The organism is Paenarthrobacter sp. YAF11_1 (assembly GCF_052113445.1).
In the GTDB taxonomy this organism is placed as follows: Bacteria; Actinomycetota; Actinomycetes; order Actinomycetales; family Micrococcaceae; genus Arthrobacter.
Map to the genome: position 1 here is coordinate 554,348 of NZ_JBFRDF010000001.1, position 24,798 is coordinate 579,145.

General features: G+C 63.7%; 19 protein-coding genes. 4 read left to right on the forward strand and 15 right to left on the reverse strand.

Features of this window, described 5'->3' with window-relative positions; genetic code table 11:
* Positions 1-161 precede the first annotated feature (161 nt).
* Complete coding sequence (locus AB4Y77_RS02720) at positions 162-1,313, forward strand: glutamate--cysteine ligase (RefSeq protein ID WP_311215269.1); 1,152 nt, start codon at positions 162-164, stop codon at positions 1,311-1,313.
* Positions 1,314-1,345: 32 nt separating this feature from the next.
* Here AB4Y77_RS02720 and tsaD read toward each other — a convergent pair whose 3' ends face one another.
* From tsaD to AB4Y77_RS02750, 6 genes are all read right to left on the reverse strand, one after another.
* Positions 1,346-2,506 (reverse strand): tRNA (adenosine(37)-N6)-threonylcarbamoyltransferase complex transferase subunit TsaD, encoded by a 1,161-nt coding sequence (tsaD, locus tag AB4Y77_RS02725; RefSeq protein WP_442012898.1) that lies wholly within the window; start codon positions 2,504-2,506, stop codon positions 1,346-1,348.
* Positions 2,503-3,000 carry a ribosomal protein S18-alanine N-acetyltransferase gene (rimI, locus tag AB4Y77_RS02730; RefSeq protein WP_442012899.1) on the reverse strand — a complete coding sequence of 166 codons (498 nt, stop codon included), beginning with the start codon at positions 2,998-3,000 and terminating at the stop codon, positions 2,503-2,505. The genes tsaD and rimI overlap by 4 nt, the downstream gene beginning before the upstream one ends.
* Before the next feature lie 13 nt (positions 3,001-3,013).
* Positions 3,014-3,685, reverse strand: a complete 672-nt coding sequence (gene tsaB, locus AB4Y77_RS02735; protein ID WP_442012900.1) for a tRNA (adenosine(37)-N6)-threonylcarbamoyltransferase complex dimerization subunit type 1 TsaB — start codon at positions 3,683-3,685, stop codon at positions 3,014-3,016.
* Complete coding sequence (tsaE, locus tag AB4Y77_RS02740; protein ID WP_442012901.1) at positions 3,685-4,254, reverse strand: tRNA (adenosine(37)-N6)-threonylcarbamoyltransferase complex ATPase subunit type 1 TsaE; 570 nt, start codon at positions 4,252-4,254, stop codon at positions 3,685-3,687. Before tsaE ends, tsaB begins: the two co-directional genes overlap by 1 nt.
* Positions 4,251-5,504 (reverse strand): alanine racemase, encoded by a 1,254-nt coding sequence (gene alr, locus AB4Y77_RS02745; protein WP_442012902.1) that lies wholly within the window; start codon positions 5,502-5,504, stop codon positions 4,251-4,253. The genes tsaE and alr overlap by 4 nt, the downstream gene beginning before the upstream one ends.
* An 81-nt stretch (positions 5,505-5,585) precedes the next feature.
* Positions 5,586-6,680 carry a carbohydrate kinase family protein gene (locus AB4Y77_RS02750; RefSeq protein ID WP_311215275.1) on the reverse strand — a complete coding sequence of 365 codons (1,095 nt, stop codon included), beginning with the start codon at positions 6,678-6,680 and terminating at the stop codon, positions 5,586-5,588.
* A gap of 65 nt (positions 6,681-6,745) precedes the next feature.
* Here AB4Y77_RS02750 and AB4Y77_RS02755 point away from each other — a divergent pair, with 65 nt between their 5' ends.
* Complete coding sequence (locus AB4Y77_RS02755) at positions 6,746-8,143, forward strand: family 4 glycosyl hydrolase (RefSeq protein ID WP_442012903.1); 1,398 nt, start codon at positions 6,746-6,748, stop codon at positions 8,141-8,143.
* On the opposite strand, the gene AB4Y77_RS02760 is transcribed toward AB4Y77_RS02755, so the two are convergent.
* Complete coding sequence (locus AB4Y77_RS02760; RefSeq protein WP_442012904.1) at positions 8,124-8,642, reverse strand: GNAT family N-acetyltransferase; 519 nt, start codon at positions 8,640-8,642, stop codon at positions 8,124-8,126. The genes AB4Y77_RS02755 and AB4Y77_RS02760 overlap by 20 nt on opposite strands.
* Positions 8,643-8,760: 118 nt before the next feature.
* On the opposite strand from AB4Y77_RS02760, the gene mshA reads away from it, so the two are divergent.
* Positions 8,761-10,005 carry a D-inositol-3-phosphate glycosyltransferase gene (mshA, locus tag AB4Y77_RS02765; RefSeq protein WP_442012905.1) on the forward strand — a complete coding sequence of 415 codons (1,245 nt, stop codon included), beginning with the start codon at positions 8,761-8,763 and terminating at the stop codon, positions 10,003-10,005.
* 103 nt (positions 10,006-10,108) lie between these two features.
* The gene (locus AB4Y77_RS02770) at positions 10,109-11,797 is read left to right on the forward strand and encodes a formate--tetrahydrofolate ligase (RefSeq protein ID WP_442012906.1); all 1,689 of its coding nucleotides are present in this window, start codon (positions 10,109-10,111) and stop codon (positions 11,795-11,797) included.
* Between the two features lie 287 nt (positions 11,798-12,084).
* On the opposite strand, the gene AB4Y77_RS02775 is transcribed toward AB4Y77_RS02770, so the two are convergent.
* The 8 genes from AB4Y77_RS02775 to glmS form a co-directional block, all read right to left on the reverse strand.
* Positions 12,085-13,170: an inositol-3-phosphate synthase gene (locus tag AB4Y77_RS02775; protein ID WP_311213654.1), complete on the reverse strand. Its 1,086-nt coding sequence runs from the start codon at positions 13,168-13,170 to the stop codon at positions 12,085-12,087.
* Positions 13,171-13,341: 171 nt separating this feature from the next.
* Positions 13,342-14,379, reverse strand: coding sequence for an L-glyceraldehyde 3-phosphate reductase (mgrA, locus tag AB4Y77_RS02780; protein WP_311213655.1), 1,038 nt, complete (start codon positions 14,377-14,379; stop codon positions 13,342-13,344).
* An 81-nt stretch (positions 14,380-14,460) separates the two neighbouring features.
* Complete coding sequence (gene treZ, locus AB4Y77_RS02785) at positions 14,461-16,230, reverse strand: malto-oligosyltrehalose trehalohydrolase (RefSeq protein WP_442013055.1); 1,770 nt, start codon at positions 16,228-16,230, stop codon at positions 14,461-14,463.
* Positions 16,231-16,288: 58 nt separating this feature from the next.
* Positions 16,289-18,601 (reverse strand): malto-oligosyltrehalose synthase, encoded by a 2,313-nt coding sequence (gene treY, locus AB4Y77_RS02790; protein ID WP_442012907.1) that lies wholly within the window; start codon positions 18,599-18,601, stop codon positions 16,289-16,291.
* Positions 18,598-20,877, reverse strand: coding sequence for a glycogen debranching protein GlgX (gene glgX, locus AB4Y77_RS02795; protein WP_442012908.1), 2,280 nt, complete (start codon positions 20,875-20,877; stop codon positions 18,598-18,600). Before glgX ends, treY begins: the two co-directional genes overlap by 4 nt.
* A 69-nt stretch (positions 20,878-20,946) precedes the next feature.
* A complete protein-coding gene (locus tag AB4Y77_RS02800) occupies positions 20,947-22,524 on the reverse strand; it encodes an NAD(P)H-hydrate epimerase (RefSeq protein WP_442012909.1) in 1,578 nt (525 codons plus the stop codon).
* 17 nt (positions 22,525-22,541) lie between these two features.
* Positions 22,542-22,889 (reverse strand): holo-ACP synthase, encoded by a 348-nt coding sequence (locus AB4Y77_RS02805; RefSeq protein WP_011775548.1) that lies wholly within the window; start codon positions 22,887-22,889, stop codon positions 22,542-22,544.
* 4 nt (positions 22,890-22,893) lie between these two features.
* Entirely contained in the window at positions 22,894-24,777 is a 1,884-nt protein-coding gene (gene glmS, locus AB4Y77_RS02810) for a glutamine--fructose-6-phosphate transaminase (isomerizing) (RefSeq protein WP_311213659.1), read from the reverse strand.
* Between the last annotated feature and the right edge of the window lie 21 nt (positions 24,778-24,798).

The window sequence follows — 24,798 nt, forward strand, 5'->3', positions numbered from 1 at the left end:
GAGTCTAATGCGAACAGTTCTCATTAGCAAATGATGGCAGGCTTCGCCTCCAGTTCCTGCCGATATCACCGGCGTTCCCGCTGCATTAGACTTGATCCGACCGCTGGCGGCCCCGCAGCGGGGAACCGTGCCCGGCTGACACGACACAATGAGGGGACTACGTGCAGATTGATTTTGCGCCATCCAGGCAATCGACACTGGGTGTGGAATGGGAGTTGGCGCTCGTCAATGCACGTACCGGGGAACTGGTATCAGTAGCGAACGATGTCCTGAAAGGCGTCGCTGCCAACCACCCGGACCTCAATGAAGACGACGAACACCCCCATATCAAACGCGAACTGCTCCTCAACACCGTTGAACTCGTCACCGGCATCTGCGAGACCGTCAAGGACGCCAAAGAGGACCTTGGCCGTTCCCTCGCCGCGGTCCGCGAAGTCACCGATCCCATGGGTGTTGAAGTGTTCTGCGCAGGCAGCCACCCCTTCAGCCCTCCCCTGCTCCAGCCAGTCACGGACAAGGAGCGCTACGCCAAGCTGATTGAGCGGACCCAGTGGTGGGGACGCCAAATGGTCATCTACGGCGTCCACGTCCACGTGGGCATCGACCGCCGGGACAAAGTGCTCCCCGTCCTCGACGGCCTGGTCAACTACTTCCCGCACTTCCAGGCACTGTCCGCCTCCAGCCCTTACTGGGCCGGGGAAGAAACCGGGTACGCCTCCCAGCGTGCCCTCATGTTCCAGCAACTCCCTACCGCCGGATTGCCCTTCCAGTTCGAAACCTGGGAGGCGTACGAGTCCTACGTCCAGGACATGTTCACCACCGGAGTCATCGACTCGACATCCGAGATCCGCTGGGACATCCGCCCCGTCTCAAACCTGGGCACCATCGAAATGCGCATCTGCGATGGCCTGGCCACGCTTGAAGAAGTTGGCGCCATTGCTGCGCTGACCCAGTGCCTGGTGGACGAGTTCTCCTCCATCCTGGACGCCGGCGGCAGCATCCCCACCATGCCGCCATGGCATGTGCAGGAGAATAAATGGCGTGCCGCGCGGTACGGCATGGAAGCCATCATCATCCTCGACGCCGAGGGCAACGAACAGCTGGTCACCGAACACCTCGCGGAAACCGTTGCGCGGCTTGAACCTGTGGCGGAAAAGCTGGGTTGCTCCGAGGAACTGGCAGACGTCCTGAAAATCATCGAACGTGGAGCCAGCTACCAGCGCCAACGGCGTGTTGCCGCCGAGCACAACGGGGACCTGCAGGCCGTGGTCATGGACCTCGTGCAGCAAATGCGCAAAGGGCCGGACGCCTAGGAGTTGGGGACTGTGCCTGCCTGGGCGCGAACCTAGGCAGGCACTGAGACCGTAGTCACCGGCATGGAGGAATCCGGAGCGAACCCAATTCCGCTCGGGCCAATGCCGGCCATGATCAGTTGGGCGCCAAGGGCCGCCACCATGGCACCGTTGTCCGTGCAGAGGTCCAGCGGCGGAACGTGAAGTGTGATCCCGGCCGACGCACAGCGTTGCCCGGTCAGTTCCCGCAGGCGCGAGTTCGCTGCAACACCCCCACCCAGCAGCACGTCAGTGATCCCGTGCTCCTTGCAGGCCAGGACCGCCTTGGAACTGATCACGTCCACCACGGCTTCCTGGAACGCCGCGGCGATGTCTGCCACGGGGACTTCCTCGCCACGGGCCTCGAACTGTTCAACGCACCGGGCCACAGCTGTCTTCAGGCCGCTGAAAGACCAGTCATAGCGGTGCGGGCCCTTCTCCTCCGCCGTACCCATGTATTTGGGCTGCGAGAGGCCGCGCGGGAAACGGATGGATTTGGGATTGCCCTGGCGTGCCAGTTTGTCGATGGCAGGTCCACCCGGGTAGCCGAGGCCAAGGATGCGGGCTACTTTGTCATAGGCTTCACCCGCGGCGTCGTCGATGGTTGAGCCCAGCAGCTCAACGTCATCGGTGATGCTCCGGATCCGCAGGATTTCCGTGTGCCCACCCGATACCAGCAGCGCACCGAGGTTCCCGGGTAACTTTCCGGCACCCAGGCCGGCGGCAGCCCCGGCGTCGTGCTTGCCATAGGCAGGCTTTCCATTGGAGGCGGGCCGCCTGTCCAGAAGCCCGACGCCAACGTGCGCCACCAAGTGGTTAATGGCGTACAGCGGCTTGCCAGTGGCGACAGCCAACGCTTTCGCGGCACAGACCCCCACCATCAGCGCGCCGGCGAGGCCGGGTCCCGACGTGACGGCAATGGCATCAATGTCCTCCAACGTGACACCAGCCTCATGCAGGGACTCCTGCAAGGTGGGGACAAACGCGTCCAGGTGCGCACGCGAAGCGATCTCCGGGATAACGCCCCCAAAACGTACGTGCTCTTCCATGGACGAGGACACCGTGTTGGTGAGCAGCGTGGTGCCCCGCACGATCCCTACGCCGGTCTCGTCGCACGAGGACTCGATGCCGAGGACCAATGGTTGCTTGGGCTGTTCCGGATGAGCGCCGCTCACGCTGTGTCTCCTTCGTGGGGTTTATTCAGTTCAAGCCGCATGATCAGGGCATCCGTGCCGTCACGGTAGTAGCGGGGTCGGACGTGGATCTGCTCGAAGCCGAACCGCACGTACAGTTGCTGGGCACGGGGGTTGTCTGCCCGGACCTCCAGCAGGACGTCCGCCGCCCGGCGCCGCCGTGCTTCGTCGATGAGTTCGGTCAAGACAGCGGAGCCGATGCCCTTGCCTTCAAACTCAGGCACGACGGCGATCGTCTGGACGTCTGCGATCGGCTCGATGCACATCAACCCTGCATAAGCCACGATCTCCCCGGCGACCTCAGCCACCAGGTAACGACGGGTTTCGGGCTGCGCCAATTCATCGAAGAACATTTGCAACGGCCAGGCGTCCACGGGGAACAATCGGCGCTCCAGGGTCTCCACTGCCGGAATATCGGATTCGGTCATGTCGCGCAGGGAAACCCCCGCGAGCTCAAGCTTGGGTGACAATTTCACAGTTCGCGTCCCTTCACAGCGCACGCTTCCGTGGCCCGGGAACCTGGGCATCGGATTCCCGCAGATACAGCGGAGTGGAGTCCAGCAGCGCCTGCCCGGCGGTGAGCTTGGCCAAGGCAAACTGGCCCAGCGATGCTGCGTCAGGCTGGGTCTGGGCAAAGTCCTCGTTGGCCTTCAGGACCTCGGCGTACAAACCTGCACCGGCGCCGAACACCGGCAAGTCAGGAAGCCCGGCAGCGAAGCCCACATGCGGACCGTCGACAAGCTCCGGCAGTTGGCCGTCCGCCAGGGTGTAACGCGCCCAGTAAACCTCCTTGCGCCTGGCGTCGGTGGCCACCAGGAACTCAGGAGCAGCGGATGTGGACTCGGCCACCTCAAGGGCGATCGCGTCCAAGCTCATCAGACCATACAGGGGCTTGTTCCAGACGAAAGCCAAGGTTCGGGCGGTCGCAATGCCGGAGCGCAGGCCCGTGAACGGGCCCGGTCCCACTCCGGTGACGATTGCATCGATATCGGCGCCCGTAACGCCCGCGCCGGCCAGGAGCTTTTCGATGCCGGGAGCCAGGACTTCGGCATGGCTGCGGGTGTCCTCAGTAGCGAAGGAATCCACCACGCTTTCCATGGCGTCATCGGAAATCAGTGCGGCACTGGCCACCGCGGAAGTGTCTATGGCCAGGATCAGCATCAGTTGTCTTCCTCTGGTGACGTGGTTTCGAGAAGTCGCGGAGCTTCGGTCCAGCGGGGACCGTATCCACGGAAAACAAGGGTGCGGGGTTCGTCGTCGTCATCGGTATCGAAGTCCATGACGTCACCGGTTGCCGGGCGCTCCCCACCTACGGATCTGTGCAGGTCAACCTCCAGGCGGCTGTCCGAGAGGTGCTCCACCCGGTCCCGGCCCCACTCCACCACGGTGACCGCGGTGTCCATGGTGTTCTCCAGGTCGATGTCGTCGATCTCCGCAGCCGACTCCAGCCGGTAGGCATCCACATGAACCAGGTCGGGGCCGCCGGGCCTGGGGCCATCGGTCAGATTGGGGTGGATTCTGACCAACACAAACGTCGGGGAAATGATGCCGGCGCGGACGCCAAGGCCTTCGCCCAGCCCTTGGGTGAACGTCGTCTTTCCAGCACCCAGTTCACCCGTCAGGACCAGGAGATCCCCGGCCTCAAGCACCCCTCCCAAAGTTGCTGCGAGCGCGTGCGTCTGCTCCGCCGTCTTGACCGTCAGGGTGCGCTCCCATTGGGGTCCAGTCACAGTGCTGCCGTCTCTGTCGCGTGGCCGGCAGCCTTGTGGGCCTCTGCCTGCGCAGGCACCTCGTTGATGTAAGTGCGTGGCACCCGCGGGCTGATGCGGGTAACGATTTCATAGTTGTTGGTCCCCGCGGCCGCGGCCCAATCGTCAGCCGTGGGACCGCCGTCGGCACCGTCGCCGAGCATGACGGCTTCTGCGCCCTTGAATGCGGCTGCCTCGTCGGTCGTCAGCGTTCCGAGGTCGATGACCATCTGGTCCATCGCGATCCTGCCCACTACGGGGTAGTTGATGCCGTTGACGCGGACCGGGCCGCCAGTGGCAATCCGCGGCACACCGTCGGCGTAGCCCAGCGGCACCAGGCCCAGCGTGCTTTCCCCGCTCGTCCGGTAGTTGAGCCCGTAGGAGACGCCCTGGCCGGCAGGGACCTTCTTGCAATTGGACAGGAGCGTGCGGACTGTCATGGCCGGGTGAAGGCCAAGCTCAGCGGATGTAGCACCTTCGAAGGGCGAGAGTCCGTAGATGCCGAGGCCCACGCGCACGAGATCGAAGTGTGAGTCCGGGCGGGAAAGCGTGGCGGGGGTGTTGGCGATATGCCGGACTTCCATGTCCACTCCGGCGTCCTCGGCCATGGCGATTGCCTCCCGGAAGACGGCCAACTGCTCATCCGTTTCCGGGCGGTGCGGCTCGTCCGCGACAGCGAGGTGCGAGAAGATACCCACCACGCGCAACAGGCCTTGATCCTGGTACTCCATGGCCTGGCCAACCAATTGGTCCCAATCGGCAATGGGGCAGCCGTTACGTCCCAGTCCGGTGTCCACCTTGAGGTGGACTCGTGCGGGCCGTTCCTGTTCGCGGGCTGCCGCGACCACGGAGTCCAACTCCCAGCCGGAAATTCCGACGTCGATGCCGGCGGCGACTGCCGCTTGGAAGTTGCTCTCACGGGTGTGCAGCCAGGCGAGCAGCGGCGCATCCACACCGGCGGCGCGCAAGGCGAGCGCCTCGGAAATGTGCGCTGCACCGAGCCAGGCCGCCCCGGCGTCGAGCGCTGCACGTGCCACCTGGACGGCTCCGTGACCGTAAGCGTCCGCCTTCACGACGGCCATGACCGTAGCAGGGGACGCGATGGCGACGAACTGACGCACGTTGTGCCGCACGGCTTCGAGGTCAATCACGGCGGAGCGTTCCAGCACCGCCGACTTTGTTATGGAGGCTTTCGACCCGATACCGATATCTGCAGCTGCTTCGTAAGTCACCCTAGAGATTCTAGTGGTGCCGGTGAATTCGGGTTAACTGCCTGCCGTCCGATGCCCGCTGCGCGTCGGGATGGCGCGTCGCTACTGCGCGTCCGACAAATGGGCGATCGTCGCCCGCGCGCGTCGCTGCGCTTCCGCCGGGATGTCCTTGACTATGGGTTCCAAGAACGCGAAGCGCCGAAGCCACTGGCTGGACTGGCGTTCCTTCCGCGCGTTGGCCCGCTGCCACCAGTCGGCGATGTCGCCCCACCCGGGGGCTGCCAGCGAACCGCCCACTTCCTGGACGGCCAGGGAGGCACAGAGGTTCGCGAACCGGAGCCGGTCCCCCAACCTCCACCCCGCCAGGCACCCCACAATGAAGGCAGCCCCAAAACAGTCGCCCGCACCGGTGGGATCGTAGGCGGACACCGGCAGGGAAGGCACCCATTCTTCCTCGCCAGTCTCGGAGTCCACCGCCACGGCACCCTGCGGGCCGAGCGTCACCACGGCCACGGGCACCCGGTCTGCCAAGGAGTACAGGGCCGCCCAAGGGTCCGCCTTGCCGGTAAAGGCCATGGCTTCGGGCGCATTGGGCAGGAAGGCATGGAAGTTCTCCAAAAGATCCAGGCGCCGTTCGGACCACTCCCCCGTGGGATCCCAGCCCACCACGCCAAAAAGCTTGGTGCCCGCTTCCTTGGCCGCCAGCATCCACGGTTCCATTTCCTCACCCAGATCGGCGACGGCGGCGAGCGCCTTGGGCGGTTGCCCTATCAGCTCGGAGGAACTGATCGGGGCGGGGTGCCCGTGGGTGACCATGGACCGGTCCTGGTTGACGCACAGGGAAACTGTGACGGGTGAGTGCCAGCCCGGCACTTTTCTCGACAGCGAGAGGTCCACGTGTTCCTGGCTTTCAAGGATCTGCCAGTTGTAGTCCCCGTACCCGTCGTCCCCGAAGGTCGCGGCAAGGTTGGTGCGCAGGCCCAGGCGCGCAGCGGCGATGGCTTGGTTGGCTACCCCGCCCGGGCAGCTTCCCATGCCCTCGCTCCAGATCTCCGTGCCGGGTTCAGGGGAGTGCGGAAGACCCGTGAAGATGATGTCCTGAAAGACCGTCCCTGTCAGGAGGAGGTCGCACTGCTGGTCCGCAGTGGGCCGGAGGGAAGCAAGGGGATCAAAACGTCGCTGGGGCATAGCGTCCATGCACCGCAGACTACGCTGCACCGTACTTGGCTGCATAGATGTGGAGGCCTGCATAGACTCGGGTCATGCGGCTCATGATTGCCGGCGGCGGCGGCTTCCGGGTACCCCTTGTTTACCGTGCTTTATGCGCGGGCCCGTTCGCCGGGCTGGTGGACGAGCTGGTGCTGTACGACGTCGACGCCGCACGGCTGGCAGCCATCGAGGCCGTTATTGGAGACATGCCCCCAGCGGCCGGTTCCGCGCCCGTCGTCGTGGTCTCCACGGATCTGCCGGAGGCCCTCACTGGGGCGGACATGGTCTTTGCCGCCATCCGCCCGGGTGGCACTGCCGGAAGGATCGCCGACGAACGCGTGGCCTTGGACCTGGGTTTGCTCGGGCAGGAAACCACAGGCGCCGGCGGCATCTCCTACGCCCTCCGTTCCATCCCCCGCATGCTGGAGCTCGCCGAAGCGATGCGTCGCCATTGCCCCGAGGCGTGGCTTATCAATTTCACCAACCCTGCCGGCATGGTCACCGAAGCGCTGGAGCCAGTGCTGGGGCGCAAAGTGATCGGTATCTGCGATTCCGCCGGTGGCCTGGTCCAGCGGGCGGCGCGGGCCGTTGGCGCGCCGCTGGCAGAAGGAACGCTCGACGGCGTGGGCTACTTCGGCCTGAACCACCTCGGCTGGCTTTATCGGCTGGCACCCGGCGGGCAGGATCTGTTGCCGGGCCTGCTTTCCGACCACGCCGCCCTTGAGGCCATGGAAGAGGGCAGGCTGTTTGGGCAGCACACCCTGCTGCAGCTTGGCTGCCTGCCCAACGAATACCTTTATTACTACTACCAAACGACGCAGGCTACCGACGCCATCCGCCGGCAGCAGGAAACGCGTGGGGCATCCATCCATCACCAGCAGAGTGCCCTGTATCCGGCCCTGGCCCGGGCCCCGCAAGCCTTTGAGCTGTGGGACAGCGCACGCCGGTCCCGTGAAGAAGGCTACCTGGCCGAAGCCCGCACGCACGGGGAGCAACGGGACGAGTCGGATCTCGCAGGCGGTGGCTATGAGCGGGTGGCGTTGTCCGTGATGCGTGCACTGTCAGGCGGGGGTTCTGCCCAGCTGATTCTGAACGTGCCCAACTCACCGGTGTCGCGAGCAGGCAGCCTGGCCACAGCGGGCGTGGCCGTACCCGGGCTGCCGGCGGGCGCCGTCGTCGAGGTTCCCTGCGACGTAACGCCCGACGGCGCGTTGCCGCTTGCGCAGGAACGGCCGGGCGGGCAGTTCCTCACACTGATGCAGCATGTCAAGGAGGTGGAGCGGTTGACCATCCGCGCCGTGGTGCATGGAGAGCGCAGCGCTGCCGTTGGTGCTTTCGCGGCGCATCCCTTGATCGGATCGGCGGAGTTGGGCGAACAACTCCTCACCGGATACGAGGCAGCCTTTCCCGAACTGGCGCAGTTGTGGGGCCCTACAGCTTCCGATACATGACGTGCAGGCCGACGTATCCGATCTCCGGATGGTCAAAGGCATCAGGGACCGTAGCGAGGATCCGGAAGCCCATGGACTGCCAGAGCCACACTGCCCGGACGTTGCTCTCCACCACGGCGTTGTACTGCATGGCGTAGAAGCCTGCAGCCTTGGCCTCACTCAGCGAATAGGCGCAGAGGGCGCGGGCGATGCCCTGGCCTGAGTTGTTCGCCCCCACCATGTACCCGGCGTTGGCAATATGGCTGCCGCCGCCGGCTTGGTTGGCGTGGAACTCCCCTGTTCCCAGAATCTGGCCCGAGTCCTTGCCCACCGCCACAAAAGTCTGGCCGGGAGCGTCCTTGGTCCACTTGTTCCTGGCCGCTTCCTCGGAGGTGTCGCGATCCCAGGTGAAGGTCTCGCCGTCGCGGATCACCGGCTCCAGGATGGCCCAGATACCGGGCCAGTCCCCAGGGGTGGCTGTGCGGATGTCGAAAGTCTGTTCTTGGCTCACAGCGGCCACGCTAGCAGCCTTGTCCACATAACCGGGTTGCCTTGGGATGGCTTTGATCAGCAGGAGTAGTGTTTTCTGCAGGGCAAAGGCGTGTTTGCTGTTTGCTGTGAGTGTCAGGAGGAATGCGGTGCCGTTGATCCGTCGTGTGGCGTTCCTGTCCCTGCACACCTCCCCCATGGAGCAGCCAGGTGCCGGCGATGCCGGTGGGATGAACGTCTACGTCCGGGCGTTGGCCATGGCACTCGCGGAGTCCGGTGTGGAGGTGGAAATCTTTACCCGTTCCACCAAAGCCGGCCAAGCCGCCGTCGAACATCCAGGGCCCGGCGTCTGCGTCCACAACGTTATGGCAGGGCCACGCCGGAAACTGCCCAAAGAAGAATTGCCTGCCCTTCTGCACCAGATGGTGGAAGAAATCGACAGGATCCGGGGAAGCCAACTTCACGGCCGTTACGACGCCATCCATTCCCACTACTGGGTATCCGGGGTGGCAGGGCTTGAGTTGTCCCAACTTTGGGGCGTTCCGCTGGTCCACACCATGCACACCATGGCCAAGGTCAAGAACCTGGTCCTCGAATCCGGTGAACGCCCCGAGCCCCGTCGCCGCGAGGAGGGTGAGCAGCGGATCGTGGATGGCGCAGCCCGTCTGGTAGCCAACACTCCTGCCGAGGCCGAAGAACTGGTGTCCCACTACGGGGCCGATCTTGACCGGATCGACGTCGCCCCGCCGGGCGTGGACCTCAAAGTGTTCACACCGTCCTTCCGGCGGAAGTCACGTTCGCTGCGGGATGTCAGGCCGGACAGTTTCCATATCCTCTTCGCCGGCCGAATCCAACGGCTCAAAGGCCCCCAGGTGTTCGTCAAAGCCGCGGGAATCCTGCGCAAGCGCCGGCCGGACATTGACCTTGAGATGACCATCCTGGGATCGCTCAGCGGGGCCAAGGATTTCAACCTTCAGCACATCATCGAAGACGCCGGACTGGCCGACGTCGTCACTCACCGGCCGCCTGTAGTGGCGCCGGAGCTGGCCAGTTGGTTCCGTTCAGCAGACGTCGTGGTCATGCCGTCGTTCAGCGAATCCTTCGGTTTGGTGGCCTTGGAAGCACAGGCGTGCGGTACACCCGTGGTGGCCACCAACGTGGGCGGCCTGTCCCGCGCCATTTCTGACGGGCGCACCGGCATGCTGGTGGACGGGCACGACCCCTCCGACTGGGCAGACGCCTTGGAAGATCTTTACGACGACGTCCAGACCCGGGAAGGCATGGGCCGGTTGGCGGCCACCCATGCCGAATCCTTCGGATGGCAGCGAACGGCAGCCATCACCCTGGAAAGCTACCGCGAAGCAGTGGGTGGACTGCTGGTTCCCCGGCGCTGAGTCTTCGCTGATTCCCCTGCCGGGACTGATAGATTGTCGCGCACAGCGAACCAACGCCTGCAGCACCAACCCCGCTGCCGGACCACCCAGCCGAAGGACAACGATGTCTGAAAACAAGGTCATGTCTGATCTTGATATTGCCCGCAACGCCACCATCCTGCCCATTGTGGACATCGCCCAACGCGCAGGCATCACAGTGGACGCCCTTGAGTTGTATGGGCCCTACAAGGCCAAGATCAATCCGGCCAAGTTGGTACTCCCGGCGCGCACGGCACCTGGCAAGGTGGTGCTGGTGTCCGCCATGTCCCCCACACCTGCCGGTGAAGGGAAGTCCACCACCACCGTGGGGCTCGCAGACTCACTGGCACGCGCCGGACACAAAGTGATGATCGCCCTGCGCGAGCCTTCCTTGGGTCCCATCCTGGGCATGAAGGGCGGAGCCACCGGCGGTGGTTACTCGCAGGTGTTGCCCATGGACGACATCAACCTGCACTTCACCGGCGACTTCCATGCGATCACGTCCGCCAACAACGCGCTCATGGCATTGGTAGACAACCATATTTTCCAAGGCAATGAGCTCGGTATCGATCCCCGCCGCATGACCTTCAAACGCGTGCTGGACATGAACGACCGCTCCCTGCGGGAAGTGATCATCGGTCTCGGCGGCCCTGTGCAGGGCGTGCCCCGGCAGGACGGCTTCGACATCACTGTCGCGTCCGAAATCATGGCGGTCTTCTGCCTGGCGACGGACTTGGACGACCTCCGCTCGCGGCTGGGCCGGATCACCTTTGGCTACACCTACGATCGCGCGCCGGTCACCGTTGCCGACCTCGGCGTTGAGGGTGCCCTGACCATGCTGTTGAAGGACGCCATCAAACCCAACCTCGTCCAGACCATCGCCGGGACACCTGCTTTGGTCCATGGCGGCCCTTTCGCCAACATCGCCCACGGCTGCAACTCGTTGATCGCCACCAGCACGGCCATGCAACTCGCCGACATCGTGGTCACCGAAGCCGGATTCGGGGCAGACCTCGGCGCCGAAAAGTACATGGACATCAAGGCGAGAATCGCCGCGGTGGCGCCATCCGCCGTCGTGGTGGTCGCGACCATCAGGGCCCTCAAGATGCAGGGCGGGGTTCCCAAGGACCAACTCAGCCAACCCAACGTCGAGGCCGTAGCCGCCGGGGTGGAGAACCTCCGGAGGCACGTCCGCAACGTCGCTAAGTTCGGCATCTCCCCCATCGTGTCCATCAACAAGTTCGCCACGGACACCCCCGAGGAACTGGAGTGGCTGCTCGCCTGGTGCGCCACGGAAGGCGTAGAAGCCGCCGTCGCCGATGTCTGGGGTCGGGGCGGAGGAGGCGACGGCGGTGACGACCTCGCTGCGAAGGTGGCAGCTGCGCTGGACGCGCCCTCCGATTTCCACCACCTCTACCCACTGGAAATTCCTGTGGAGGACAAGATCCGCACCATCGTGCAGGAGATCTACGGGGCCGACGGCGTCGAATTCTCGGTTCCTGCCCTGAAGCGCCTGGTGGAGATCGAAAAGAACGGCTGGTCCGGCTTCCCCGTCTGCATGGCCAAAACACAGTACTCCTTCACCGACGACGCCTCCCGGTTGGGAGCACCCAAGGGTTTCACGGTGCACGTCCGCGAGCTGATCCCCAAGACCGGCGCCGGGTTCATCGTCGCGTTGACCGGCGCTGTCATGACCATGCCCGGACTGCCCAAGGAACCGGCCGCGATGCGCATGGATGTGGACGCTGAAGGACAACCCACGGGCCTCTTCTAGCCCTCTCTCACATCCCCCGCCCTCCAGACCCACGCTCTCTCACACCCCCCGTCCTTCAGACCCACGCTCTCTCACACCCCACACCCTCCAGACCCACGCTCTCTCACTCTCTTGAGGAAAGCGAGCGAGCGTCCGCCCCAAACCCGAGGGACATGAGCGAGCGTCCGCCCCAAACCCGAGGGACATGAGCGAGCGTCCGCACCAAACCCGAGGGATGTGAGAGAAGGTTCGGGAAACGACAAACGCCCCCGCATCGGATACGGGGGCGTTTGGCGCGAAGAGAGTGTTTAGCGCTCGATGTCGCCGCGGATGAAGGCTTCAACCTTGTCGCGCGCGAGGTCGTCGTTGAATTGCTCAGGCGGCGACTTCATGAAGTAGCTGGAAGCGGAGAGCAGGGGGCCGCCGATGCCGCGGTCCAGTCCGATCTTCGCGGCGCGGATGGCGTCGATGATCACGCCGGCGGAGTTCGGGGAGTCCCACACCTCAAGCTTGTATTCGAGGGACACCGGCGCGTCACCAAAGTTACGGCCCTCAAGCCGGACGAAGGCCCACTTGCGGTCATCGAGCCAGGCAACGTAGTCGGACGGCCCGATGTGGACGTCGTCGGCGTGCAGCTCGGCCTCAACGTTGGAGGTCACAGCCTGGGTCTTGGAGATCTTCTTGGACTCGAGGCGGTCGCGCTCCAACATGTTCTTGAAGTCCATGTTGCCGCCCACGTTGAGCTGGTAAGTGCGGTCCAGCGTGACGCCGCGGTCTTCGAAGAGCTTGGCCATGACGCGGTGTGTGATGGTGGCACCGATCTGGCTTTTGATGTCATCGCCAACAATCGGGACACCGGCCTCGGTGAACTTGTCAGCCCACTCCTTGGTTCCGGCGATGAAGACGGGCAGCGCGTTGACGAACGCAACACCGGCGTCGATGGCGCACTGGGCGTAGAACTTTGCTGCCTGGTCCGAACCGACGGGCAGGTAGCAAACCATGACGTCGGCCTTGGTCTCGCGCAGCGCTGCGACGATGTCCACGGCCTCGTCCGGGGCCTCAACAATGGTCTCGCGGTAGTACTTGCCCAAGCCATCCAGGGTGTGGCCGCGCTGGACGGTGACACCGGTGGCGGGGACGTCGGCGATCTTGATGGTGTTGTTTTCGCTGGCGCCGATGGCGTCGGCCAGGTCCAGTCCAACCTTCTTGCTGTCGACATCGAAAGCAGCAACGAACTGGACGTCGTTGACGTGGTACTGGCCGAACTCGACGTGCATCAGACCCGGGATCGTGGCCTTGGGGTCAGCGTCGCGATAGTACTGAACACCTTGGACCAGCGATGCGGCGCAGTTACCTACGCCGACAATGGCAACACGAATCGGATGTGAAGACACGGAACTCCTTTTGAGAACTAAACCTCATGTGCCAGGCGCAGCCCTGACTGGGTCCAGGGCACGACTGATTGGCACGGCGCCATTCGGCGCACTCTTGCATTGTAACCAACACAGCAGGGGCCGGCTTTGTTCCCGGCCGGCCCCTGCTGTTTTATGGCGAAACTTGGTGGGCTACTTCTGGGCCCACCGGTTGATGTCCGACTCGACCGCGAATTCGTCGATCGCCGTCAGTTCGTCCGAGGTGAACTTCAGGTTGTTGATGGCGCTGAGCGTGTCCTCCAACTGGGCCACGCTTGAGGCGCCAACCAGTGCAGAGGTCACCGGTGAGCCCTTTGGTTGGTCACGCAGGATCCAGGCGATGGCCATCTGGGCCAGGGTCTGCCCGCGGCCTTCGGCGATGGCGTTCAATCCCCGGACCCGGTCCAGCTTCTCCTCGGTCAGTTGTGATTCGGACAGGAACCGCTCCTTGGCAGCCCGCGAATCGGCCGGGACGCCCTTGAGGTAGCGGTTGGTGAGCATGCCCTGGGCGAGCGGCGAGAACGCGATGGAACCGGCGCCCACCTGATCCAGGGCCTCGTAGAGGTTGGGCGAGCCGTTCTCTGTCCACCGGTTCAGCATGGAGTAGCTGGGCTGGTGGATGAGCAGCGGAGTCCCGAGCTCCTTGAGGATCCGGGCAGCTTCGAGGGTCTGCTCCGGGGTGTAAGAGGAGATGCCGGCGTAGAGCGCTTTGCCGGAGCGGACAGCGTAGTCCAACGCGCCCATGGTTTCTTCCAGCGGCGTCTCGGGGTCGGGACGGTGGCTGTAGAAGATGTCGACATAGTCAAGGCCCATGCGTTCCAGCGACTGGTCCAGGCTGGAGATCAGGTTCTTGCGGGATCCCCATTCGCCGTACGGGCCGGGCCACATGTAGTAACCGGCTTTGGTGGAGATGACCAGTTCGTCACGGTAGGGCTTGAAGTCGTCCTTCAGGTGGCGCCCGAAGTTGGTCTCGGCTGAGCCGTCCGGCGGTCCGTAGTTGTTGGCGAGGTCGAAGTGGGTAACGCCGAGGTCGAACGCACGACGCAGGATGGCACGCTGTTCGTCAAACCGTTTGTCGTCGCCGAAGTTGTGCCATAGGCCCAGCGAGATGGCGGGGAGCTTGAGTCCACTGCGTCCGACGCGGCGGTAGGGCATGGTTTCGTAGCGGTTTTCCGCAGCCGAATAAGTCATACGTACCATCCTGCCACTGCACAATCCGGGGTGACGGCGCTGTCCGCCATGTGGGCGCCGTCACCCCGGATCGGCGACGGCTTAGTTGACGCGTACGACGACGGCGCTCCCGCCCGGAAGCGTCAGTGTCCCTTCATCGAGGACTGCTTCATGGTCGGTGGCCAGCAAGATGGAGCCGCTCAGGGGTGTCCCGAGTGCCTCGTCCCCGAAGTTGCATACCACCCGGACGGTGCCGCGGGAGAACTGCAGCCAGTGTTCGTCGTCGTCGTATTCCACCACTGTGCTGCCGAAGCCGCCGTCCACCAACTCGGGGGTGTTTCGGCGCAGCTGTGCTAAATCCTTGTAGAGCTGGAGCAGGCGTGCATGGTTTCCCTCGCCGGCTTCTTCCCACTTGAGCTTGGATCGGAGGAATGTTTCTGGATCCTGCGGGTCCGGCACCACCGCAGGATCCCACCCCATGCGTTCGAATTCCTTGATGCGGCCCTCGGCTGTAGCCTTCCCGAGCTCGGGCTCCGGATGGGAGGTAAAGAACTGCCACGGCGTGGACGCGCCGAATTCCTCGCCCATGAAGAGCATGGGAGTGAACGGAGATGTCATGGTCAGCACAGCACCGATGGCCAGCTTCCCATAGGACAGCGACGCGGTGAGTCGGTCACCGATGGCGCGGTTGCCGATTTGGTCGTGGTTCTGGAGGCATACAACCAAGGCTGAGGGGTGTGCCAGATCCCTGCGGATCGGCCGGCCGTGGTGCCGCCCCCGAAAGCTGGAGTAGCTGCCATCGTGAAGGAAGCCGTGCTCCAGGACCTTCGCCAGGACGGCCAGCGAATCGAAGTCCGCGTAGTAGCCGGTAGTCTCGCCGCTGAGGTTGACGTGGACGGCGTGGTGGAAGTCGTCGCTCCACTGGCCTTCAAGTCCGTATCCGTTGTCCTTGCGGGGATAGATGAGGCGCGGGTTGTTCAAGTCCGACTCCGCGATCAACGTCCGGGGGATTCCCGTCTCGGCCTCGATCTGATCGCCCAATGCCCCGAAGTCCTCCAGGATGTGCACGGCCCGTTCGTCACGCAAGGCGTGGACGGCGTCGAGGCGGAGTCCGTCCACGTGGTAGTCCCGGAGCCACATCGCCGCGTTCTCCAAGATATAGCGCCGAACATCGTCCGAGCCTGGTCCATCGAGGTTGACGGAGTCACCCCAGGTATTTCCCTCCCCTGATTTCAGGTAGGGGCCGAACTTGGGCAGGTAGTTTCCGCTGGGTCCAAGGTGGTTGTAGACGACGTCCTGGATAACGCCCAATCCAGCAGCATGAGCGGCGTCGACAAATCGCTGGTACGCCGCCGGGCCGCCGTAGGGCTCATGGACGGCGTACCACAAGACGCCGTCGTAGCCCCAGTTGTGGACACCGTTGAAACCGTTGACCGGAAGCAACTCGATGAATTCCACTCCGAGGTCCACCAGGTAGTCCAGCTTGGCGGTGGCAGCATCCAGCGTTCCTTCCGGGGTGAAGGTACCAAGGTGAAGCTCATAGATGAGGGCTCCCTTGAGTTGCCTGCCCTTCCAGGCTGTGTCTTTCCACTCGTGGGCAGAAGGATCGAACGTGGCGGATAATGCGTGGACGCCGTCCGGTTGCCTCCGCGAGCGTGGATCAGGGAACGGGCCCTCTCCATCAACGATGTACCCGTAGGGGACCCCGTCACCTTCCTGGCCGGCCACGTCAGCCGGCGCCCGCCACCACCCCGGGGCGGCGGCGTCGTGGTGTTCCATGGCGTACTCTCGTCCATCGGCAACAAGCCGGACCGAATCAGCGTTCGGCGCCCAGACGTCGTAGCGGTTTTTTCCAGCAGCGTGCTCCAGCATCATGCTCCCTTAGGCGTGTTCAAGCGTGCGTTGCAGTGATGGTCTGCGGTGGTGAGGGTCAGTCCGTAGGCACCAGCAGGGCCACGGGGTACTGCTCCAACAACGTAGCCAACGGGACAGTGCCGGCACCGTACGTGGCTCCAGTGAGTTCGTCCCGGGCGTTGACGGACAATTCGATGGCTGTGTCACGCCAGCCGCCTTCCCGCTCAAGTCGCTTGGGCAGTCGGGTGGCAACTGTAAGGGCACCACCTCGATCAGCTCCGCGGTCGAAGGCCACCACATGATCTGCGGCCGCACCTTGTGCTGCCACCGGCAGGTATCCGCCGAAAAGCTCAGGCCGATCGCGCCGCAACCGCAGTGCACGTGACACCACCAGCAGCTTGGCTGCTTCTTCCGTGAACAGTGGAACAGCGCCGTTGTCCAGATCTGCCAAGGCAGATGTGCGGGCCTGGAAGTCAACAGGGCGCCTGTTGTCCGGATCGGTCAGGGAGCCGTCCCGGAACTCTGTGCCCTGGTAGACGTCCGGAACCCCGGGCATGGTCAGCTGGACCAGCTTCGCCGACAACGAGTTCGATGTCCCGTACGGTTCGAGCTCAGCGACAAGATTGGCCAATGCCGCTGCAACCTCCGGCACATCAAAGACAGAGTCGACGGCGGCGGCCAAGTGGCGCTCGAAGTCCTGGTTGGGGTCGGTCCAATTTGTTGAGTTACCGGCCTCGCGCGCCGCCTTCAGGGCATAGGACTGAAGACGCCCTCGGTCTGCCGGCCACGCACCAACTATTGACTGCCACACAAGGGCAGCCAACGGGCCGTCCGGAATCGGAGCCAACTCCTGGACTGTCCCCAGGAAGAGTTCCCACTCCGGGACGGCCTCGGAAATGACCGATATACGCGCCCGGGCATCCTCGCTTCGCTTGGTGTCATGGGTGCTCAGCGTGGTCATGGACAGCGGCAGGACCTGCTGGCGGCGGGCCATGCGCTCGTGGAAGACCTCGTTGGACACGGCGAATTCGGTGGGATCGGCCCCCACCTCGGTGAGGGTCCCCAGACGGGTGTAGCGGAAGAACGCAGTGTCCTCCACGCCCTTGGCCATCACCATTCCAGAGGTCTGTTGGAAACGCCGGGCCAAGGCGCCGGAGGAGTCGAGCAACAGCGGCGTGAGGTCTTCCAATACCGCCTTGAGGTCTGCCCGGTTTTCCGCAGCCCGGCGGATGGATTCCACCAAGACGTCCTGGCCGTACGGGAGGTAGGTGCGGTAGATCGGGAAGCAGCAAATGACTTCTGCGATGGCATCAGCCACCTTGTCAGCCGGCAAATCCATGGACGGAGGCACCAGGCGTGCGAGCCGCAGAATCTCCGACCGCAGGATGCCGTCCGCGATACGGCGCTTGGTTCCATGGATCATGTCCTCGTAGTCCGCCGGGGCGTCCGCGTCCCGCAACCTGGCATCGAGTGAGTCGAGGTATTCCTCCGCTGCGGGGTCCACGAAGAGCCGGTCCACGTCAGCGAGGGCGTCGTAACCGGTGGTTCCTTCGCAGTCGAAGGTGTCCGGCAATTGCTCCCCCGGTTCCAGGATTTTTTCGACAAGCAGATAAGCGCCGCCCGTCGCTTCCCGCAACCTGGCCAGATAGCCTTCGGGATCTGCCAGCCCGTCCGGGTGGTCGATCCTGAGTCCATCCACCAACCCTTCGCGGAACCATCGCACGATTTCCTGGTGGGATTCGTCGAAGACCCACGGGATCTCCACCCGAACTCCGGCCAAGGTGTTGACTGCGAAGAAGCGGCGGTAGTTCAGCTCGGCGTCGGCCCTGCGCCAGCCGATGAGCTGGTAGTGCTGCCGGGCATGGACTTCCTGGGGACTGTCACCATCGGCAAAGGTGCCCTCGGCCAAGGGAAAGCGGTGATCGTAGTAGTGCAGTTCACCGTCCACCACGGTGAGTTGTTCCAGGTCCTCGTCGCTGCCCAGGACCGGAATGCGGATTTTCCCGCCACCGAAATCCCAATCGACGTCGAAGGCCTCGGCGTACCTGGACCCGCGTCCCTCCTTCAGGAGTTGCCACCACCAGGCGTTCTGCCCGGGAGTAGCGACGCCCATGTGGTTGGGCACGATGTCGGCAAGAATGCCCAGGCCCTGCTCACGGGCCGCCTCCGAAAGCGCAGCGAGCCCCTCGGGACCACCCCGGGCGGGATCCACGGTGGACGGGTCCGTGACGTCGTATCCGTGGTCCGAGCCCTCTTCCGCGGTGAGGATCGGTGACACGTAGACCCAGTCGATTCCGAGGGAGCGCAGATAGCCCGTGAGCTCCGCCGCGTCTTGGAGTGTCAGTTCCGGCCGGATCTGGAGTCGGTAGGTCGAGACGGGCGTTTTCATGAGTCCGCCTTCTTCGCTGCTCCGGACTCCTCGTCTGCCGGGGCGTCTCCCTTGTAGTCGAACGGCAGCGATGTCACGGCCGGTGCCGTAATGGATGCCGTCTCCGGGGTGCTCGTCTGCGTCAGAGCAGCCAGGGAGGCCGCCACCGAGTGATCGGGCTCTACCTCGGGAGTGCTGTGCGCACGAAGCACCACCAGGGACTTTGCCCCGACCATGAGGATCTGATCCGGCTTGACGACGCCTGCTTCAGCGCCTTCACCAGCGGTATCGATCATGATGTCCCACGCCGGCGCGTACTCATCGGAGGGGATTCTGAAGCCTACCTCGTCCTGGTCCGCGTTGAAGTAGAGCAGGAAGTTGACGTCCGTGATACGCCGGCCTTGGTTGTCGCGGCCGTGGATACCATCGCCGTTGAGGAACACTCCAACCGAGCGGCCCAATGCCTCATCCCAGTCCGAGGGACTCATGGTGCTCGCGTCGGCGTCCAACCATACGATGTCCGGCAGGCGTTCACCCTCGCCTCGGAGCACCGGGCGTCCGTCAAAGAACCGGCTTCGCCGAAGGCTGGGGTGCTTGGCCCGCAGGGCGCACACGGCAGCGGTGAACTCGATGAGCGGCTGGTCCACGTTCTCCCAGTTGATCCACGTCAGTTCGGAGTCCTGGCAGTAACCGTTGTTGTTGCCGCGCTGGGTCCTGCCGAGTTCGTCGCCGTGCAGGAGCATGGGGACGCCTTGGGAGAGGAACAAGGTGGCGATGAAGTTGCGCTGTTGGCGTGCCCTCAGGCCAAGGACCGTGGGATCGTCGGTGGGCCCCTCCGCCCCACAGTTCCATGATCGGTTGTGGGACTCGCCGTCGTTGTTGTCTTCGCCGTTCGCCTCGTTGTGTTTTTCGTTGTAGGAAACGAGGTCGGCCAGGGTGAAGCCATCGTGGGCAGTAACGAAGTTGATCGATGCCACCGGACGGCGGCCCGAGTGCTCATAAAGATCTGCAGAGCCGGTCAACCGGGATGCGAATTCACCCAAGGTGGAGGGCTCCCCGCGCCAGAAGTCGCGGACGGTATCGCGGTACTGGCCGTTCCATTCAGTCCACTGCGGCGGGAAGTTACCCACCTGGTAACCGCCGGGACCGACGTCCCACGGCTCGGCAATGAGCTTCACCTGGGAAACCACCGGGTCCTGCTGGATGAGTTCAAAGAACGTTGAGAGTTTGTCGACGTCGTAGAACTCGCGGGCCAGCGTGGAAGCGAGGTCGAAGCGGAAACCGTCCACGTGCATTTCGGTCACCCAGTAGCGCAGGGAGTCCATCAGCAACTGGAGGGAGTGCGGGCTGCGGACGTTCAGCGAGTTTCCGGTGCCGGTGTAGTCCATGTAGTACTTCTGGTCGTCTTCCACCAGGCGGTAGTACGCGGAGTTGTCGATGCCCTTGAAGGACAACGTGGGTCCCAGGTGATTGCCCTCCGCAGTGTGGTTGTAGACCACGTCCAGGATGACTTCGATGCCCGCAGTGTGCAGGGCACGCACCATGGCCTTGAAGTCCTGGACCTGCTGACCGGTATCGCCCTTGGAGCTGTAGCTGTTGTGGGGCGCAAAGAAACCAATGGTGTTGTAGCCCCAGTAGTTATTCAGGCCTTTGTCCTGCAGGATGCCGTCGTTGACGAACTGGTGCACAGGCATCAGTTCAATGGCGGTGATGCCCAGTTTCTGCAGGTGCGAGATGACCGCGGGGTGGGCCACGCCTGCATACGTACCACGTTGCTCTTCCGGCACCTCCGGGTGCATCTGCGTCAGGCCCTTGACGTGGGCCTCGTAGATGACCGATTTGTGGTACGGAATCCGCAGAAGCTTGTCTCCGTCCCAGTCGAAGAACGGGTTGATGACCACGCCCAGCATCATGTGCGGTGCGGAGTCCTCATCATTGCGGGAATCCGGGTCCCCCAGATTGTAGGAGAACAAGGCCGGGTCCCAGTCGATCTGACGGTGGATGGCCTTGGCGTAAGGGTCCAACAGCAACTTGTTGGGGTTGAAGCGTTGGCCGGAATCCGGGTCGTAGGGCCCGTGCACACGGTAACCGTACTTTTGGCCGGGTTGAACCTGCGGAAGGTAGCAGTGCCATACATAACCATCAACCTCGGTGACATCCACGCGGACTTCGCCGCCGTCGTCGTCGAAGAGGCACAACTCAACTTTTTCGGCATTCCCGCTGAACAGCGCGAAGTTGGTGCCGGTGCCGTCAAAAGTGGCTCCCAGCGGATAAGCCGATCCAGGCCAGACTTCCATGCGTTCTCCTCTTGATGATGCGAACAACTGCTGCAAGCCTACTCATGACCCATGACACGGACAGTAACCTTAGGGTCTTGTACGGTCGCATTCCGCGTTGAGCGAACCAATGACCCCCGGAACCGCAGCCATGATCGCCGACGCTGTAATGGGGCCGCCAGCCAATTCCGCGGACGCCGCTGACCCTGCCCGTCCATGGACGCTCGCCGCCAAAGCAGCCAAAGCAGCCCAGCGGTCGGCGACGTCCAGTCCCAAGCCTGCGTAAGCGCCGTCGTCGTCCTTGATCGTTTCCGCACTCTGCGCCAGCAAGGCCCCCAACACTCCGCCCAGGACATCGCCGCTACCCGCGGTCGCCATCCACGCTGTGCCTTCGGCTTGGCTGAAAACAACGCCCGACGGCGACGCCACCAGTGTGGTTGCACCCTTCAGGAGCACGGTGGCGCCCGTTTGTTCGGCGGCCTGCCGAACGAAATGCAGCGGACGGGACTCCACATCATCGCGGGTCAAAGCAACCTCACCCGTGGAGGGAAGGGAGTCCAGCAGGGTGGCCAGTTCTCCAGCGTGTGGCGTCAGGATCCAATGGGGCGGGCAGCGTTCCGGAAGGAGGCTCAGCGCACCGGCGTCCACCACCACCGGTACATCAGCGGCCAGGGCAGCCGCAGCAGCGTCCTTGGCGCGCTCCAACTGTTCTTCCCCATCCACGCCCGATCCCAGCAACCATGCCTGGACCCGGCCGGGTTCATCGGGTTCCCAGAGTGCTTCCGGGGTTTGGGCGAGCACCAACTGTCCCACCGTTTGAGGGCCGGCGTACCGCACCATCCCTGCTCCGGCGAGGGCTGCGGCATGAACACCCAGGACAGCAGCACCGGCAAATCGAACCGAACCGGCAACAACGCCCAGGACACCCCGGGAATATTTATGTGCTCTGCGCCCAGGATGAGGCAGCACGGATCCTGCATCCTGGGAGGTGAGACGGCGGAGCTCCGGTTGCTGGGACTCCAGCGATCCTTCGATGCCGATCTCCACCAAGCGCACCCGCCCGGCACAGCCCTCGCCCGGATCGGTCATGAGCCCCGCTTTGACGCCGCCAAAAGTGACCGTGACGTCTGCTTCGAGCACCGGCCAGTGGACTTCACCGGTGTTGGCGTCCAGGCCGCTGGGGAGATCACAAGCCACGACCAACCGTGGACGCAGTTCCTGGAGGGATGCGACCAGTTCAGCTGACGGGCCACGCAGGCCCCCACGCGCACCCGTACCGAGCAGGGCATCGATGATGACATCGTCGCCGGCGCACAGGACCGCGAGTTCTTCAGCGTTCCCGGGTTCGAGGTACAAGGTCCTCCCGCCGGCCGTTGAAAAAGCAGCCAGCGCCTCCGGGTGGACTTCTGCCGCGGCGAGTACCGCCGTCGTGCGCATTCCCCGGCGGGCCAGCAGGGCCGCAGCGAAGAGACCGTCGCCGCCATTGTTGCCCTTGCCTGCCAAGATAGTCACGCTGGCGCCGGCCAGCTTGCGCCGTGTTTTGACCTCATGCACTACGGCTTGGGCCAGCCCGTAGGCTGCCCGGTGCATAAGAACAGCGCCCTCACCGGCGTCAAGGAGCGGTTGTTCCGCATCCCTGATCTGTTGTCCGGTGAAGGCGCTGATCATTGCTGTTGAGAGTCCGTCTAGCCCTCGGCGAGGACAGTCGCCGTAGCGATGCCGCCGTCGTGGCTCATGGACAGGTGCCAGCGTTTGACGCCCTTGGCCTCGGCCACTGCCAGCACGGTTCCCTTGACCTGGACTGTAGGGCCGTTCTCATCGAGACCGATCCAGCAGTCCTGCCAGTTCATTCCCGCGGGAGCACCCAAGACCTTGGCCACGGCTTCCTTGGCCGCAAAACGAGCAGCCAAGGAACGGGTGTTGAGCTCCCGTTCGGCAGGAACAAACAAGCGGTCCCGGAGTCCGGGCGTCCGTTCCAGTTGCCGTCCGAACCGTTCGATGTCTACGACGTCTACGCCAATGCCAACAATCATGGCGTTATTCTACGGTCACGCTCTTGGCGAGGTTACGCGGTTGATCCACGTCATAGCCCTTGGCTCCGGCCAGTTCAGCAGCAAAGATCTGCAGCGGAACCGTCGTGAGCAGCGGCATCAGCAGCGTAGGCGTCTCAGGTACGTAGAACACGTGCTCTGCGTAGTCCTTGACCGACTCGTCTCCTTCTTCAGCGATCACCAAGGTACGGGCACCACGTGCACGGACTTCCTGGATGTTGCTGACCACCTTGGAGTGCAGGGAGTCACGGCCGCGCGGGGACGGCACCACAACGAAGACCGGCTGGCCGTCGTCGATCAGGGCGATCGGACCGTGCTTGAGCTCACCAGCGGCGAAGCCTTCAGCGTGGATGTACGCGATTTCCTTGAGCTTCAAGGCGCCTTCGAGGGCAACCGGGTAGCCAACGTGGCGGCCCAGGAACAGCACGGACTTTTCGTCCTTCATGCTGCGGGCGAGCTCGCGCAGGGGCCCAGCGTTGTCCAGGATTTTCTGGATCTTGGCCGGGATCTTGTTGAGGTCCGCGAGGACGTCCTTGATCTGGCCGGAGAAGATGTTGCCGCGCAGCTGTGCCAGGTACAGGCCCAGCAGGTAGGCGGCAGTGATCTGCGCCAGGAATGCCTTGGTGGAGGCCACCGCGATTTCCGGGCCGGCGTGCGTGTAGAGCACGGCGTCGGATTCGCGCGGGATGGTTGAACCGTTGGTGTTGCAGATGGAGATCGTCTTGGCGCCCTGTTCACGGGCGTAGCGGACGGCCATCAGCGTGTCCATGGTCTCACCGGACTGGCTGATGGAAACCACCAGCGTGTTGGAGTCGACGATCGGATCGCGGTAGCGGAACTCGTGGGCGAGCTCCACCTCCGTGGGGATGCGGCACCAGTTCTCGATTGCGTACTTGGCAACCAGGCCGGCGTAGGCCGCAGTTCCGCAGGCGAGCACGATGATCTTGTCAACCTGCTTGAGGAGCTCGGGATCGATGCGGACCTCGTCCAGGGTCAGCTTGCCATCGAGGTCCGAGCGGCCCAGGAGGGTCTGCGCAACGGCGTCAGGCTGGTCGTGGATTTCCTTCTCCATGAAGGAGCTGAAGCCACCCTTTTCGGCAGATGCCGGGTCCCAGTCAACGTGGTATTCCTTGCCTTCGGCGGGAGCGCCGAAGAAGTCGGTGATTTCCACGGAGTCCGCGGTGATGGTGACGATCTGGTCCTGGCCCAGTTCCACGGCACGACGGGTGTAGTCGATGAAGCCGGAGACGTCGGATCCGAGGAAGTTCTCGCCGTCGCCCAGGCCAACCACCAGCGGGGAGTTGCGGCGGGCAGCAACGACGACGTCGGGCTGGTCTGCGTGGACTGCGAGAAGGGTGAAAGCGCCTTCGAGTCGCTGGCAGGCCAGGCGCATCGCTTCGGTGAGGTTTCCGCCGTCGCCATTGAGTTGGGTGCGGAAGATGTCGCCAACCAGCGCGGCGGCAACTTCGGTGTCGGTTTCGGACTCGAAGGTAACGCCCTTGGCCAGCAGTTCCTGCTTGAGCTCAGCGAAGTTTTCAATGATGCCGTTGTGAATAAGTGCAAGGCGGCCGCCGTCAGAGAGGTGCGGGTGCGCGTTGCGGTCGGTCGGTCCGCCGTGGGTGGCCCAACGGGTATGGCCGATGCCGGTCAGGGATTCAGGTACTGGATTTGCTTCCAGTTCGCTGATCAGGTTGCTCAGTTTGCCGGACTTTTTACGGGACGAGATTGCCCCGTCAGCCACCACTGCGACGCCTGCGGAGTCATAGCCGCGGTATTCAAGACGACGCAGCCCTTCCACGACGACGTCAAGGGCGCTGTGACCAGCTGCCTTGCGAGACGAATTGCCAACATAGCCTACGATTCCACACATGGGTACAAGCCTAACGGCTAG